This is a genomic window from Mesorhizobium sp. M1050 (assembly GCF_040318715.1).
Lineage (GTDB): Bacteria > Pseudomonadota > Alphaproteobacteria > Rhizobiales > Rhizobiaceae > Mesorhizobium.
In genome coordinates, this window is record NZ_JAMYMV010000017.1 from 76,402 (window position 1) to 93,744 (window position 17,343).

Consider the following 17,343-nt stretch of genomic DNA (forward strand, 5'->3'; position numbering starts at 1 on the left):
CTCCGGTTCTCTGTCTCTCGTGCGATGATGGCACTTGCGGTGCGTTTCAATATGTATATACATAATCGCCATCGATTGAAACGGAAAAGATGATGGTTGCAGAGAGCAAAAGCCGGGCAGGGTCGGTTCGCATCTGGCGCAATGCACGCTTGGCGACGTTGGCCGAAAACGAGGCCGGACTAGGCATCGTCGAACGGGGCGCGATCGCTGCACGTGACGGCCGCATAGTCTATGCCGGTCCCGAATCGGAGATCCCTGCGGCATTTGCCAAGGGTGCCGAGACGATCGATTGCGAGGGCCGCTGGATCACGCCCGGCCTGATCGACTGCCACACCCATCTGGTTCATGCCGGCAACCGCGCCAACGAGTTCGAGATGCGGCTGGCCGGTGCCACTTATGAAGAGGTCGCCAGGGCTGGCGGCGGCATTGTCTCCTCGGTCAAGTCGCTGCGCGCCGCCAGCGAGCGCGAGTTGGTCGCGCAATCGCTACCCCGCCTCGATGCGCTGATCGCTGAGGCTGTGACCACGGTTGAGATCAAGTCGGGCTATGGGCTCGATCTGGAAAATGAGAAAAAATCGCTGCGTGCTGCGCGGCAGTTGGGCAACGTGCGTCCGGTGACGATCCGCACAACCTTCCTCGGCGCCCATGCCCTGCCGCCGGAAGCCGAGGGTGACAAGGACAGCTTTATCGATCTGGTCGCCAAAGAAATTCTCCCGGCGATTGCCGCCGAGGGGCTGGCCGATGCCGTCGACGGCTTTTGCGAGGGCATTGCCTTTTCACCGGACCAGATGGCGCGCGTCTTCGATGCGGCCAAGGCCGCCGGCCTGCCGGTCAAGCTCCATGCCGACCAACTGTCCAACCTGCACGGCGCCGAACTCGCCGCCCGCTATGGCGCACTGTCGGCAGATCATCTCGAATACACCGATGAGGCGGGTGCAGCGGCGATGGCCAGGGCGGGAACCGTGGCGACGATCCTGCCCGGCGCCTACTACTTCATTCGCGAAACCAAGAAGCCGCCGATCGGCCTGTTTCGCCAGCAAGGCGTCAAGATGGCTGTCGCCACCGACAACAATCCCGGCACCTCGCCGCTGACCTCGCTGCTTCTGGCCATGAATATGGCGGCGACCCTGTTTGGCCTGACGGTCGACGAATGCCTTGCCGGCGTCACCCGCGAGGCCGCCCGTGCGCTTGGTAAGCTGGGTGAAACCGGCACGCTCGAAGCCGGAAAATCCGCCGATCTGGCGATCTGGAACATCGAGCGCCCCGCCGAACTCGTCTACCGCATGGGCTTCAATCCGCTGCATGCCCGCATCTGGAGAGGACAATGACCGAACTAACCCTAAAGCCCGGCAACGCGACGCTGGCCGACTGGCGCGCCATCTACCGCGGCGCCGTGCCCAAGCTGGACCATGCCTGCCGGCCGAAAATCAAGGCGAGCGCCGAAGCCGTCGCCAGGATCGTTGCCAAGGGCGAGCCGGTCTATGGCATCAACACCGGCTTCGGCAAGCTGGCCAGCGTCCGCATCCCCGCGGAGGATCTCGAGACCTTGCAGCGCAACATCGTGCTGTCGCATGCCGCCGGTGTCGGCGAGCCGATGCCATCAGCCATTTGCCGGCTGATGATGGCGCTGAAGCTCGCCAGCCTGGCGCAAGGTGCGTCCGGCGTGCGGCCGCAGACCATCGAATTGCTCGAAGGCATGCTGGCGAACGACGTCATCCCGGTGGTGCCGGCGCAAGGGTCTGTCGGCGCCTCCGGCGACCTTGCCCCGCTGTCGCACATGACGGCGGTGATGATCGGCGTCGGCGAATGCTTTACCCCGCACGGCCGTTTCCCGGCCAAGGTGGCCTTCGTCTCGCACGGGCTGGAGCCCGTGACCTTGGGCGCCAAGGAAGGTCTGGCGTTGCTGAATGGCACGCAGTTCTCGACCGCCTATGCGCTGGCTGCCCTGTTCGAGGCCGAAGTGCTCTATCAGTCTGCACTGGTCGCCGGTGCGCTATCGACCGATGCGGCAAAAGGCTCGGACGCCCCCTTCGACCCACGCATCCATGCGCTGAGACAACATCGCGGCCAGATCGAGACGGCGGACGCGCTGCGCAATTTGATGGCCGGCAGCGCCATCCGTGAATCGCACCGGGTTGGAGACGAGCGGGTGCAGGATCCGTATTGCTTGCGCTGCCAGCCGCAGGTCATGGGCGCGGCACTCACCGTCCTGCGCCAGGCCGCCGACATGCTGGGCACCGAGGCCAATGGCGTCACCGACAATCCGCTGATCTTCGCCGAGAACGACACCGCGCTTTCGGGCGGCAATTTCCACGCCGAGCCGGTGGCCTTCGCCGCCGACATGATCGCGCTTGCGGTCTGCGAGATCGGTTCACTGTCGGAACGCCGCATCGCTATGCTGGTCGACCCGGCATTGTCGGGCATGCCGGCCTTCCTGACGCCGAAGCCCGGCTTGAACTCCGGCTTCATGATCCCCCAGGTGACGGCGGCAGCCCTGGTTTCCGAGAACAAGCAGAAAGCCTATCCGGCCAGCGTCGATTCCATCCCCACCTCGGCCAACCAGGAAGACCACGTATCGATGGCCGCGCATGGCGCGCGCCGGCTGATCGGCATGGTCGAGAACGCCACCGCGGTCATCGGCATCGAATTGTTGGCCGCGGCACAAGGCTGCGACTTCCATGCCCCGCTGGCGTCGAGCGCGGCACTTGAAGCCGTGCGCAAGCTGGTCCGGGCCGAGGTGCCGCATCTCGACAATGACCGGCATTTCCACCCCGACATGGAAAAGGCCATCGCCATGGTGCGCAGCGGCGCGACCATCAGGGCAGCCGGCACGGTAGCGCTGCCGTCGATTTCTGGAGCGGCATGATGGCAAGCGCGCCCTGGCTCACGATAACGCGCGGCACAGCCCCGTTGGTGGTCTCGATCCCGCACACCGGCATCGACCTCGCCGGCCTCGAGAACCGGCTGGTGTCGCCCTGGCTTGGCCGTCGCGATTGTGACTGGTGGATCGACAAGCTTTACGATTTCGCCACCGACCTTGGGGCGACCGTCGTGCACACGGCTATCTCGCGCACCGTCATCGACGTCAACCGTGATCCGTCCGGCGCCTCGCTCTATCCCGGTCAGGCGACGACTGGCCTGTGCCCGACCGAGACTTTCGACGGCGATCCGCTGTATAGGGCCGGCGAAGAACCGGGGCCGTCGGAGATCGACGAGCGCCGTGAAAAATTCTTCGCGCCCTACCATGCCGCCCTGCAGGCCGAGATCGACCGGCTGCGAGGCCTGCACGAAAAGATCGTCGTCTATGACTGCCACTCGATCCGCTCGGTGCTGCCGCGCCTGTTCGAAGGGATGCTGCCGGTGTTCAATCTCGGCACCAATGACGGCACGAGCGCCGATCCGGCCTTGCAGGCGATGATCGGCCAGATCATGGCCGAAACCGGCGAAGCTTATGTCGTCAATGGCCGCTTCAAGGGCGGCTGGATCACACGCCATTTCGGCCAGCCGCACCAGGGCGTGCATGCGCTGCAGATGGAGCTCTCCAATCGCGGCTATATGCGCGAGCCCGACGGCAAGGGTATGCCGGACAATTGGCCGGTGCCTTACGATGCCGAGTTCGCAGCACCGATCCGCGCCACGCTGCGGAAAATCCTCGAGGCCGCGACATCCTGGGCGCGCGTCTGAAATTCGATCCTTTTTGGAGTGACGCCATGAACAATCCTCGCCACAACATCCGCGAAGTCCGCAGCCCGCGTGGCACGGAAATCAGTGCCCGCTCCTGGTTGACGGAAGCACCGCTGCGCATGCTGATGAACAATCTCGATCCGGACGTCGCCGAAAATCCCAACGAACTGGTCGTCTATGGCGGCATCGGCCGCGCGGCGCGCACCTGGAACGATTTTGACCGCATCGTCGCGTCGTTGAGGACGCTGGCCGATGACGAGACTTTGCTGGTGCAGTCGGGCAAGCCAGTCGGTGTGTTCCGCACCCATCCGGACGCCCCGCGCGTGCTGATCGCCAACTCCAACCTCGTGCCGCATTGGGCGACTTGGGAAAAGTTCAACGAGCTCGATAAGAAGGGCCTGATGATGTACGGCCAGATGACGGCCGGTTCGTGGATCTACATCGGCACGCAAGGCATCGTGCAGGGCACTTACGAGACCTTCGTCGAAGCCGGTCGCCAGCACTATGGCGGCAATCTGAAGGGAAAATGGATCTTGACTGCCGGCCTCGGCGGGATGGGCGGCGCCCAGCCGCTCGCCGCTGTCATGGCCGGCGCCTGCTGCCTGGCGATCGAATGCAATCCGAACTCGATCGATTTCCGCCTGCGCACCCGCTATGTCGACGAGAAGGCCGAGACCCTCGATGAAGCGATGGAGATGATCGAGCGCTGGACCAAGGCCGGCGAGGCGAAGTCGGTAGGCCTGCTGGGCAATGCCGCTGAGATCGTCCCCGAAATATTCAGGCGCGGTATCCGGCCCGATATGGTCACCGACCAGACTTCGGCTCACGACCCTATCAATGGCTATCTGCCGAAGGGCTGGACGATGGCCGAATGGCGCGAGAAGCGCGTCAGCGACCCCAAGGCGGTCGAGAAGGCGGCCCGCGCTTCGATGCGCGAACATGTCGAGGCGATGGTGGCTTTCTGGAACGCCGGTGTACCGACGCTCGACTATGGCAACAACATTCGCCAGGTGGCCAAGGAAGAAGGCTTCGAGAACGCCTTCGCCTTCCCCGGTTTCGTGCCGGCCTATATCCGCCCGCTGTTCTGCCGAGGCATCGGCCCGTTCCGTTGGGCGGCCCTGTCGGGTGATCCGGAGGATATCTACAAGACCGACGCCAAGGTGCGCGAACTGACGCCCGGCAATACCCATCTGCACAACTGGCTCGATATGGCGCGTGAGCGCATCGCCTTTCAAGGGTTGCCGGCACGTATCTGCTGGGTTGGTCTCGGGGACCGGCATCGGCTCGGCCTCGCTTTCAACGAGATGGTGGCCAAGGGCGAGCTGACGGCGCCGGTCGTCATCGGCCGCGATCACCTCGATTCCGGCTCGGTCGCCTCGCCGAACCGCGAAACGGAGTCGATGAAGGACGGCTCGGATGCCGTGTCCGACTGGCCGCTGCTCAACGCATTGCTCAACACGGCGTCGGGCGCCACCTGGGTGTCGCTGCACCATGGCGGCGGCGTCGGTATGGGCTTCTCGCAGCACGCCGGCATGGTCATCGTCGCCGACGGCACGCGCGAAGCGGCCAAACGCCTGGAACGGGTATTGTGGAATGACCCGGCGACCGGCGTGATGCGCCACGCCGATGCCGGTTACGACACGGCCATCGAATGCGCCAAGGAGCACCAGCTCAACCTGCCCGGCATTCTCGGCTGATTGGCTGACCGATGCGCATCCTGCGAGCAGCCGAATACCGGTCGATGCCGTGGAAGAACGGCGGTGGCGTGACGACCGAAATCGCCGTTTCGCCCATTGGGGCCGGCCTCGACGACTTCGACTGGCGCGTCTCGATGGCGCGCGTCGAATCGAGCGGCCCGTTCTCGCAGTTTGCCGGCATCGATCGCACCCTTGCCGTGCTCGAAGGCGAGGGCATCGTCCTCGAGATTGCCGGCTACCCGCCGACATCCATAAACAGGGCGACCGCCCTGTTTTCCTTCCCGGCCGACGTGCAGACCTCGGCCACGCTGATCGGCGGGCCGATCACCGATCTCAATGTCATGACCCGCAGAAGCCGGATGAGGCATTCGGTCGAACGCCTGTCGATTTCGACACCTGCGGAAATCCGGACTGAAGCCGGTACGACCCTCATCTTGTGCTTGAACGGCGAAGTCACTGTGCCCGGCGCCGAACCGGTTCGCCTCGGAGCGCTGGACACGTTGATAGCCGGTCCGGACAGCGCCAGCCTGCTTGCCCGGCCAGCCCATGACGCAACGCTGTTCGTGATCCGGATCGGCGGCATTTCCGGCAATGGTTAACGCCTGTTTCCAAACATGATCGCGATGCCGGCGAATAATAGCGTAAGCTGAAGGCGGGCATCACGAAAAAGCCCGAATCCTTTCCGTCGATCGATCCCGACGGGAAGAGGGGCGCTCGTCGTTGTTTTTCGCTGAGAGATGACGCCCTGTCGCGGTGCGGAAACAAACTTTCGGCAAATGGGGCTTATGCAACCAATTGCAATTGAATCGGTTTTAGGGCCATTGCCGTGGCGGTGACGCCGCTGACTGCCCCGCTTACGGAATTTTCAATGAATATTCAGACGACCCCTGCCCAAATCGAGAAGACAAGCGCGAGCTTCCCGGCCATCACCGAAGAGCCGATCCGCTCCAATTACCTGCCTGAGGAGCGCCTTCGGCTGCTCGGTGAAAGGCTGGCAAACGGCGACCTCACGGATTTGTTCGGCCTGACGCCTTTCGATTTTCAGGCCCGTATCCGTGACAGTGCCAAGAAGATTTTGGAAGTCTACCGGTCGACGAATGCGGCGCAGGCGAGGGGCGAGACGATCACGCCGTCGGCTCAATGGCTGCTCGACAACAATTATCTGGTCGAAGAGACTATTTTCCAGGTCAAGCGCGATCTGCCGCGCCGCTTCTATCGCCAGCTGCCGACCCTGAAACTGCCTGATAACGGCAGCGTGCCGCGTGCGCTGGCGCTGGCCTGGACCTATATGGCGCATTCGGACAGCTCCGTCTCGGCGACGATGTTCAAGTCCATCGTCCAGGGTTTTCAATCGGTCGAGCCGCTGAAGATCGGCGAGCTCTGGGCGCTGCCTTCCCTGTTGCGCTTCGTCCTGATCGAGAATCTCCGCCGGTTGGCGGTCAGGGTCAATCGCACCCGTCAGATGCGCCAGATCGCCAATGATGTGGCGGACAAGGTTCTGGCGATCGACGACAGTTCCGACCGGCAGGCAATCCTGTCCAACTTCAGCGTCCATGCGCAGGACACCACCTTTGCCACCCAGCTGCTCTACCGTCTGCGCGATGGATCGCAGAACGCCGGCAAGGCCTTGGAATGGCTGGAAGGTGAACTCGAAAAGGCCGGCTCCGACGCCGAGGAAATCATCATTTCCGAGCATCAGACGCTGTCCAGCGGCAATGTGACGACAGGCAACATCATCCGCGGCCTGCGCCTCATCAACGACGTCGACTGGACCGTTTGGTTCGAAGGCGTCAGCCGCATCGATACGGTGCTGCGCGAGCGCACCGATTTCGCCGCGCTCGACTTCTTCTCGCGTGACCAGTACCGGACTGCGATCGAGGAACTGGCGCGCCGCTCGGACCTCTCCGAATATCGTGTCGCCGACAAAGCCATCGAACTGGCCGGCCACGCTGCCGGCGAGACCATGTTGCGCGATGATGTCGGCGATGCCGTATCAACGCCATCCGCCCACACCGATGTGGGTTTCTTTCTCGTCGGCCCACGCCGGCTGGAGCTGGAGAAAGCGATCGGCTATCGGCCTACCGTCAGCCAGACGTTCAAACGAGCCTTCCGCAAGACCGGATGGCTTGGCATCGTCGTGCCGGTGTTTGCGCTGACGGCCCTGCTTCTGGTCCTCTCCGGCAATGCACTCGCCAATCTCGGCCTGTCGGTGCCGTCGATCGCCCTGATGCTGGTGCTGTTTGCAGTGCCGGCCAGCGAGGGCGCGCTCGCCTTCTTCAACACTGTCGTTTCGCTGTTCCTCAAACCGACGCGCCTCGTCGGCTACGATTACAGGCACGGCGTGCCGCCCGAGGCGCGCACGCTGGTGGTGGTGCCGTCGCTGATCGGTTCACGGGACGACGTCGAGGAGAATGTCCGCAACATCGAGGTGCATCATCTCGCCAACACAGCCGATGAAATCCATTTCGCGCTGCTGTCGGACTGGCCCGACAGCAAGACCGAGATCGATGCGGCGGATACTGAAATCCTCGAATTCGCCCGCGCCGAGATCGCCCGTCTCAACGACCGCTATCCCTCCGAAGGTGCGCCGCGTTTCTACATCCTACACCGGCGCAGGCTCTTCAATGCGGCTCAAGGGTCCTGGATGGGCTGGGAGCGCAAGCGCGGCAAGCTGCACGAGCTCGACCTTCTGCTGCGCGGTGACAGCGACACCACCTTCCTGCCGCTCGATGTGCCGTTACCGGAGAACGTCGTCCATGTGATGACGCTCGATGCCGACACGCGCACCACTCGAGACGCGGTCGCGACCATGGTCGGCAAGCTTTGCCACCCGCTCAACCGCCCGCATTTCGATGCCAGCAAGCGCGTCGTCACGGCTGGCTATGCGATCCTGCAGCCGCGCATCACCGCGTCGCTGACCAGCGGCGACGATGCATCGTTTTTCCAGCGGGTCTTTTCGGCCAATCGCGGCCTCGACCCCTATGTCTTTGCCGTGTCCGATCTCTACCAGGACGTCTTCGGCGACGGATCTTTCACTGGAAAGGGCCTCTATCATGTCGACGCCTTCGAGGCGGCGCTGCAGGGCCGAATCGAGGAAAACACCATCCTCAGCCACGATCTGCTGGAAGGCGCGCTGGCGCGCGCGGCGCTGGTCACCGACGTCGAACTGGTCGAAGACTATCCGACGCGCTATTCGGTCGATGCCTCGCGCCACCATCGCTGGGCACGCGGCGACTGGCAGCTGCTCGGCTTCATGCTCGATCCGCGCTCCGGCGTGCCGGCTCTGTCGCGCTGGAAGATGATCGACAATCTGCGCCGCTCGCTGACACCGATCTTCTGGGTGATGGCGGCGATCGGCGGCTGGACGCTGCTGCCCTTCACGCAGGCGGCGCAATGGCAGGCCTTGCTGATCCTCAGCCTGTTCATGGCGCCGACATTCAACATCGTCAACGCCATCCTTCCCAAGAGCGGCGACCAGACGCCGCGCGGCCATTTTTCGGCCCTGGCACGCGACGTTGCCTTCGGCACCGCCATGGTGGCGCTGAAGATCGTACTGATGGCGCACAACGCCTGGATGATGGGCGATGCCATCGTCCGCACGCTGTACCGGCTGTTCGTCAGCCGCCAGAATCTTTTGGAATGGCGGACTGCCTCGCAGGCGCATAAGAGCGGCGACAATAGTGTCGGTTCCTATTACGGCATGATGTATGGCGCCGTGATCATCGGCTTCGTCGGCCTTGCCATTCCGGTGCTGGCCGATTCCACCGGTGCCTTCGTCGCCTTCTTCTTCGCGCTGTTCTGGATTGGCTCGCCCGCCATCGCCAGTTGGATCAGCCGTTCGGCCGAAACCGAGGATCGCTTGCGCATATCGCAAGCTGACATCCATGCGTTGCGCACGGTGGCACGGCGCACATGGCACTATTTCGAAAGCTTCGTGACGTCAGAGCACCACCATCTGCCGCCCGACAATTTCCAGGAAAGCCCGGCGCCGGTCGTCGCACCACGTACCTCGCCGACCAATATCGGCGTCTACCTGCTGTCCGTCGTATCGGCCCGCGATTTCGGCTGGATCAGCCTGTCCGATGCCATCACCCGCATCGACGCCACCATGTCGACGATCGAGGGTATGCCGCGCGACCGCGGCCACCTCTTCAACTGGTACGACACGACGACACTGAAGCCGCTCTACCCGCTCTACCTCTCGGCCGTCGACAGCGGCAATCTTGCCGGCCATCTGGTGGCTGTGGCGGCAGCCTGCGCCGAATGGGCGGAGGCACCCTCCGTCCATCTCCAGGGTGATTTCGAAGGCATTCTCGACACGGTCACCGTTCTCAGCGAAAGCCTTGATGAGTTGCCCGATGACCGTCGCCAGCTGCGCCCCCTGCGCCAGCGCCTCGCCGACCGTCTCGACGGCATGCGGCGCGCGGTCGACACCATCAAGGCGCAGCCGGAGATGGCGTCGATCCGCACCATCAACCTGGCTGTGCTTGCCGGCGAGATCCGCAAGCTTGCCACAGCTATCCACACCGAGGCGGCGTCCCCCCAGAGCGACGTCATCGTCGACTGGGCGGCAAGGCTGGAGGCCACCTGCGAAGCGCACGTCCATGACGCGCACAGCGACGACAATGCCGTCGAGGCATTGCGTGCCAAGCTGATCACCCTGCGCGAGCGCACGCGCCGCTTCGCCTTCGAGATGGATTTCTCCTTCCTGATGCGGCCGGAGCGCAAATTGCTGTCGATCGGCTACCGGGTCGAGGAACACCAGCTCGACGAAAGCTGCTACGATCTTCTGGCTTCCGAGGCGCGGCTGACCAGCCTGTTCGCCATCGCCAAGGGCGACCTGCCGACCGAGCACTGGTTCCGGCTTGGCCGACCGATCGTCGAGATCGGGTTCCAGGGCGCACTGATGTCGTGGTCCGGCTCGATGTTCGAATATCTGATGCCGCCACTGGTCATGAAGGAGCCGCACGGCTCGATCCTCAACCAGACCAGCAAGCTGATCATCAAGCGCCAGATCCAGTATGGCCGCCAGAAGAACGTACCGTGGGGCATTTCGGAAGCGGCCTACAATGCCCGCGACCGTGAACTGACCTACCAGTACACCAATTTCGGCGTGCCCGGCCTTGGGCTGAAGCGCGGCCTTGGCCAGAACACGGTAATCGCACCTTACGCCACCATATTGGCGGCACAGTTCAACCCGCGTGAGGCGGTGCACAATCTCGCCCGGCTCAGGGAAGTCGGCGCACTAGGCCGCCACGGCTACTATGATGCCGTCGACTTCACGCCGCAGCGCGTGCCCGAAGGCACCGACCATGTCGTCGTGCAAAACTACATGGCGCACCATTCGGGCATGTCGATCGTGGCGGTCGCCGACGCCATCTTCGAAGGTCGCATGCGCGACCGCTTCCACAGCGATCCGGTCATCGAATCGGCCGAATTGCTGCTGCAGGAGAGGGCGCCCCGCGACATTCCGACCGCGACCGTCAGGACCGAGGCCGACGAACGCTCCAAGGACGAGACCGAGATCGAGAGCACTGACACCCGCATCGTGCTCAACCCGCTGCAATCGCTGCGCTCGACCAGCGTCATGTCGAACGGTCGTTATTCGGTGATGGTCACGGCGACCGGCTCGGGCTACAGCCGCTGGGGCGATCTCGCCGTCACCCGCTGGCAGCCGGACCCGACCGAGGACCGGCTTGGCTCCTACATCTTCCTGCGAGACGCCGATACCGGCGACTGGTGGTCGGCGACGTCGGAGCCGAAGCGTGCGGTCGAGGAAACGGCGCAGACCTTGTTCTCCGACGACAAGGCGAGCTTCGTCAAATCGGTGGGGACGTTGCGCTCCGAGGTCGAATGCATCGTCGTTTCGGAAGGCAACGGCGAGGGGCGTCGGGTTACGCTCTACAATGATGGCCCATCCGACCGTCACATTGAAGTGACCTCTTTTGCCGAACTGGTGCTCGGTCTGGAAGCGTCCGACAACGCGCATCCGGCCTTCTCGAAGATGTTCGTGGAAACCGAAATCTCTGCGAATAACGCGGCGATCTTCGCCACACGGCGCAAGCGCGAGACCAGCGAGCCCGATATCGCCATGGTGCATTTCGTCACCGATCCGTCAGGGTCGGCGCGCGATGCCGAGGCCGAGACCGACAGGCGCGCCTTCATCGGCCGTGGCCGTACCATTGTCGACGCAGCCGCGTTCGATCCGGGCGCCAGGCTCGGCGGCCATTCAGGCTTCACGCTCGATCCCGTCGCCTCGCTGCGCCGGCAAGTGCGGGTGCCGGCCAACAAGAAGATATCGCTGACTTTCTGGACTGTGGTCGGTGCTGGCCGTGCCGAACTGGACGAGGCTATCGCCCGGCTCGATCATCCCGAGAGTTTTGCCCGCCAGGCCATGCTCGCCTGGACGCGCAGCCAGGTCCAGACGCGTCATATGGGCCTCAGCCTGACCGATGCCGCCAATGTGCAGAAGCTGGCACGCTACCTGATCTATCCGGATCCGTTCCTGCGTCTTCCCGCCGATTCCATTTCCACGGGGCTGGGCAAGCAGTCGAGCCTGTGGCCGACCAGCATTTCCGGCGATTTCCCGATCTTCCTGGTCAGGATCGGTGACGTCGCCGATCTGGAAATCGTCGCCCAGGCGTTGCGTTTCCAGGAATATATGCGCAGCCGTGGCATGATGATCGACTTCGTCGTCGTCAACGAGCAGGCGTCCTCCTATGTCCAGGATCTGCAACGGGCGGTCGAGACGCTATGCGAAAACAGCCGTTTGCGCGGCAAGGAGCTCGGACCTCGCCAGCACATTTTCGCGGTGCGCCGCGATCTTATGGACGACACGACCTACAAGACGCTGCTCGCCGTGGCCCGCGTCGTCCTGCACACGCGCAACGGCACCATCTTCGACCAGATTGAGCGGGCTGAAGCAGCCGCCTTGCAGGCGCGCGACGCCCTGCTGCCGACAGCATTTCCGGTTCCGCGTGACCTGCCATCGCCGACGCCCACGACGCATGCATTCGCCTCGCAGGCGGTGGCCAATGTCAGCGCCGATGGAAGTGGGCTCAGCCAGTGGAACGGGTTTGGCGGTTTCGATGGCGACGGGCGGCACTATGTCGTGCGCCTGGCCGGCCGGCGAACGACGCCGCAGCCGTGGATCAACGTCGTCTCCAACGCCTCGTTCGGCTTCCATACCTCGGCCGAGGGTGCTGCATTCACCTGGAGCCGAAACAGCCGCGACTACCAGTTGACGCCATGGTCGAATGATCCGGTTTCGAACCGGCCGGGCGAGGGCCTCTACATCTACGATCAGGCCAGCGGCAAGGCGTTCTCGCCGCTCGCCGCCATGGTGCGCGATCCCTCGATGACGTACGAGGCCTGGCATGGCCAGGGTTTCTCGACCTTCCGTTCGAGGCGCGGGCCGTTGTCGATGGATCTTACCCATGTCGTCGATCCGGTCGATCCGGTGAAAATTTCGCGGCTGCGTATCCAGAATGCCGGTTCGGTGCCAGCACGGCTGCGTGTGTATGCCTATGCCGAATGGGTGCTCGGCGGGCATCGGTCGCGCACGGCGGCAACCATCGTTCCGGCGCGGGACGCTGCCAGCGGCGCGTTGCTGGCGCAAAATCCCTATGGTCTCGATTTCGGCGAGCGGGTGGCCTTCCTCGCCGCTGATGGCGGCGTCCATTCGGTGACATCCGACCGCTCGGAGTTCCTCGGCCGGCATGGCTCCAGCGAGCTTCCGCAGGCGGTGCTAAGCGGTGCTGGACTGTCGGACCGTGTCGAGGCCGGCGACGATCCGTGCGCGGCGATCGCCCGCGACATTGAGATTCCGGCCGGCGGCGACGTGACGCTGCTCTGGCTGCTCGGTGACGCCGAATCCGCCGAGGAGGCGAGTGCCTTGGTGCGGAAGCACCGAGCCAAGGATTTCGACCAGCGTCTGGCCGACAATGAGCGCGAGTGGCGTGGTTTCCTCGACACCATCCAGGTCGAGACGCCGGACAAGGCGCTCGACGCCATGGTCAATCACTGGCTGCCCTATCAAAGCCTGACCTGTCGCATCCGTGCCCGCTCCGCCTTCTATCAGGCCAGTGGTGCGTTCGGCTTCCGCGACCAGTTGCAGGATACGCTTGCGTTGCTGGCGCATGATCCGCAACTGGCGCGCGACCAGATACTCAACGCGGCACGGCGGCAATTCCCCGAAGGCGACGTGCAGCACTGGTGGCTGCCGCGCACCGGTGCCGGCGTGCGCACCCTGATCTCCGACGACGTGGTCTGGCTGGCTCACGCCACGGCGCGCTACCTGTTGGTCACCGGTGATGTCACCATACTGAAGGAGCAATTGCCCTTCATCGACGGGCAGGCGCTGGGCGATGATGAGCACGATGCCTTCTTCACTCCGGAAATCTCGAAGAAGACGGCGTCGCTCTACGACCATTGCGCGCGCGCGCTCGATCTCGCCATCAAGCGCAGCAGCCCTGCGGGCCTGCCGCTGATCCTCGGCGGCGACTGGAACGACGGCATGAACCGCGTCGGCGGGCACGGCAAGGGCGAGAGCGTATGGCTCGGCTGGTTCCTGTTGAAAACTCTGGGTGACTTCGCTCCCGTTGCCAAGGTCGAGGGCGATGCCAAGCGTGCACAGGCCTGGGCGAAACATGCCGACGTGCTGAAGCGGGCGCTTGAAAGCACGGCATGGGACGGCGAGTGGTATCGGCGCGGCAGCTTCGACGATGGCAGCCCGCTGGGGTCGCGAACATCGCAGGAATGCAAGATCGACTCGATCGCCCAGTCCTGGAGCGTGCTTTCGGGAGAGGGCGATCCGGCGCGGTCGACGACGGCGATGGAGCAGGCGACCAAGCTGCTCGTCGACGACAAGCTCAAGATCGTCAAGCTGTTCACGCCGCCCTTCTCGAAGACGGATAAAGACCCAGGGTATATCAAGAGCTATCCGCCCGGTGTGCGCGAGAATGGCGGCCAGTACACCCACGCCGCCACATGGTTCGTCATCGCGCTTGCCGAGATGGGGCGGACCGACGAGGCCTATCGCTGTTTCTCGATGCTGAACCCCGTCAACCATGCGATCGACGAGGCCTCGGCCGAGCACTATCGCGTCGAACCTTATGTCGTGGCGGCCGATATCTATGCCGGGGACGGCAATGCCGGCAACAACAAGGGCGGCCGTGGCGGCTGGACCTGGTACACCGGCTCCGCCGGCTGGCTCTACAGGGCGGCGGTAGAAGGCATCCTCGGCATCGAACGGCGCGGCAAGCGTGTCCAGTTCAAGCCGAAACTACCCACTCACTGGGACGGCTATTCGGCAACCCTCAAGATGCTGGGGGCGGAACTCAAGGTTCGCGTCATCCGCGACAATAAGGCCAAGGCCGTGACGCTGGAGGTGAACGGGGCAAAGACCAAGGCTTCGGCGCTCGAACTGAGGGCTGGCGAAGTTACCGACGTCATCGTCAGGATCCCGGCCTGATGCATGTTGCCCCAAAAGCGTGCTCCCGGACCTAGCCCCGGGGGCTCGGTTTTTGGGCCATGACGAGATGCGCGGCGCCATGCCGTCCGGCGTTGCCGTCGGCCCGGCTGAAGGCGATGCCTCTGAGAAGCACATGAAATCAAAGGCTTGGGGTGCGCCGTAACGGTCGCCTCGATCGACGAGACGTAGTCCCCGTCGCTAGGCGGGGCGCAAGCGCACTTGGCTTTGGCCTATACTGCGCAGAAGGAGATTTCGGCCTTGGTCATGCGCCCGACATTGCCGCTGATTAAAATTGTGGCAGCGTGTGCCAACTGCCATGATTTCGCCGTATGCCTGACATTTTACCTGTCTTCTCAAACCGTTAGGTGATCACGGCAGATTTCGGAACGTCGCCATCTTTTGTTCGCTCTGAGGGAACTGAAGAGGTACACGGCCATTGTTTTGCGACGTATCAACCGATACGAGTCAAATGATGCAGTGCACAATAAACAGCATGGCGGAGTAACTGGGGTGACCCTTCTGCAAATCTACTGGCGAGCGCTCGGATATCTCGCCCAGGACAGGAAGCGCGTCGCGTTGATCTGTTCGGCCAATGTGGCTCTCGCCATCATCGCCATTCTTGAGCCGATCATGTTCGGACGGGTGATCGATGCGATTTCCGAACGCGGCTCGGTGTTTACGACACTTGCCCTGTGGGCTGGCCTCGGCGCTTTCAACATCGTGGCATTCGTGCTGGTGGCGCGCGGCGCGGACCGCTTTGCCCACAAGCGCCGTAGCGAGGTGCTTTGCGACTCGTTCGAGCGCGTGATCACCATGCCGCTTGCCTGGCACCACCAGCGCGGCACCTCCAACGCCCTGCACACCCTGCTGCGCGCGGTCGAGACGCTGTTCAGCCTGTGGCTCGAATTCATGCGTCAGCACCTGTCGACGGTGGTTGCGCTGTTCCTGCTGATCCCGACCGCGGTCAGCATGGACCTGCGCATGTCTATGGTGCTGCTGGCGCTCGGTGCGCTCTATGTCGGTATCGGCCGGCTGGTGATGAAGCGCACCAAGGCGGGTCAGGCCGCCGTGGAGCGCCACTACCATAAGGTGTTCGCGCACGTGACCGACTCGGTCAGCAATGTTGCCGTGTTGCAGAGCTACAATCGTCTCGGCCACGAGGCCGATACGCTGCGCCGCTATGTCAAGAACCTGCTCGATGCCCAGAACCCGGTGCTCGACTGGTGGGCGATGGCCAATGCGCTGCATCGCCTGTCCTCGACGATCTCGATGATGGTCGTACTGTTGATCGGCGCCTATCTGGTCACCCACGGTCAACTGCGCATCGGTGACGTCATCGCCTTCACCGGCTTTGCCACGCTGCTGATCGCCAGGCTCGACCAGATGTCGGCGTTCGCCAACCAGATTTCGGAGGCCCGTGCCAAGCTCGAGGACTTCTACCATCTCGAGGACTCCGCGGCCGACGCCGCCGAGCCGGACGGCTTGCGCGATCTCGCCAACGTCACCGGTCATGTCCGCTTCGAGAATGTCGGTTTCGAATTCGCCAATTCTGGCCATGGCATCGACGACGTGTCCTTCGAGGTCCAGGCTGGCCAGACCGTCGCCATTGTCGGCCCGACGGGCGCCGGCAAGACGACGCTCATCAACTTGCTGCAGCGCGTCTTCTCGCCATCGCAAGGCCGTATCCTGATCGACGGCATCGACACCCGCACCGTGACCCGCAAGTCGCTGCGCCATTCGATCGCCACCGTGTTCCAGGATGCGGGCCTGCTCAACCGCTCGATCGAGGACAACATCCGCGTCGGCCGTGCCGATGCGAGCAATGACGAGATCCATGCCGCCGCCAATGCGGCTGCCGCGCAGGACTTCATCCTGTCGAAGAGCAATGGCTACGACACGCTGGTCGGCGAACGTGGCGGCCAGCTATCGGGCGGCGAACGCCAGCGCATCGCCATTGCCCGCGCCGTGCTGAAGGACGCACCGATCCTGGTGCTCGACGAGGCGACCAGCGCGCTCGACGTCGAGACCGAGGATCGCGTCAAGGAAGCGATCGACGAGTTGCGGCGCGACCGCACCACCTTCATCATCGCCCACCGCCTGACCACCGTTCGCGACGCCGATCTGGTCGTGTTCATGGATAAGGGCAGGGTGATCGAGATGGGCGGCTTCACCGAGCTGTCGCTGCGCAATGGCCGCTTTGCCAGCCTGCTGCGCGCCGGCGGCCTGCTCAACGACGAGGAGGTTCGCCGCCTCAGCCGCAGTGTGCAGCAACAGCAGGAAGCCGCGGCCTGATCTTCTTTCTTCTACCTCCCCCTTGTGGGGAGGTCGGACCGTAGGTCCGGGTGGAGGGTACGGGCGCCATCGCCGCTCCCCCACCCGCGCCTTCGGCGCGACCTCCCCACAAGGGGCAGGGGAATCGCACATGAGTACAAAGGGACTCTTGTGTGGTGTGCGGAAATCGATTCTGAAAGGACCTCTGGATGATCGGAG

7 protein-coding genes are annotated in these 17,343 nt (G+C 63.7%); all 7 read left to right on the forward strand.

Annotated elements, in window-relative coordinates; all coding sequences use genetic code 11:
- Positions 1-92: 92 nt before the first annotated feature.
- The 7 genes from hutI to NKH57_RS12710 all read left to right on the forward strand — a co-directional run bounded on the left by hutI (position 93) and on the right by NKH57_RS12710 (position 17,145).
- A complete protein-coding gene (hutI, locus tag NKH57_RS12680) occupies positions 93-1,328 on the forward strand; it encodes an imidazolonepropionase (protein ID WP_352944559.1) in 1,236 nt (411 codons plus the stop codon).
- The gene (hutH, locus tag NKH57_RS12685) at positions 1,325-2,866 is read left to right on the forward strand and encodes a histidine ammonia-lyase (RefSeq protein ID WP_352733518.1); all 1,542 of its coding nucleotides are present in this window, start codon (positions 1,325-1,327) and stop codon (positions 2,864-2,866) included. The genes hutI and hutH overlap by 4 nt, the downstream gene beginning before the upstream one ends.
- Complete coding sequence (gene hutG, locus NKH57_RS12690; RefSeq protein ID WP_352944561.1) at positions 2,866-3,684, forward strand: N-formylglutamate deformylase; 819 nt, start codon at positions 2,866-2,868, stop codon at positions 3,682-3,684. The genes hutH and hutG overlap by 1 nt, the downstream gene beginning before the upstream one ends.
- 26 nt (positions 3,685-3,710) lie before the next feature.
- Positions 3,711-5,381, forward strand: a complete 1,671-nt coding sequence (hutU, locus tag NKH57_RS12695; protein WP_352944563.1) for a urocanate hydratase — start codon at positions 3,711-3,713, stop codon at positions 5,379-5,381.
- A gap of 11 nt (positions 5,382-5,392) precedes the next feature.
- Positions 5,393-5,980 carry a HutD/Ves family protein gene (locus NKH57_RS12700; protein ID WP_352944565.1) on the forward strand — a complete coding sequence of 196 codons (588 nt, stop codon included), beginning with the start codon at positions 5,393-5,395 and terminating at the stop codon, positions 5,978-5,980.
- A gap of 269 nt (positions 5,981-6,249) precedes the next feature.
- Entirely contained in the window at positions 6,250-14,853 is an 8,604-nt protein-coding gene (locus NKH57_RS12705) for a glycoside hydrolase family 94 protein (RefSeq protein WP_352944567.1), read from the forward strand.
- Between the two features lie 510 nt (positions 14,854-15,363).
- Positions 15,364-17,145: a glucan ABC transporter ATP-binding protein/ permease gene (locus NKH57_RS12710; protein WP_352944569.1), complete on the forward strand. Its 1,782-nt coding sequence runs from the start codon at positions 15,364-15,366 to the stop codon at positions 17,143-17,145.
- The last annotated feature ends 198 nt before the right edge of the window (positions 17,146-17,343 follow it).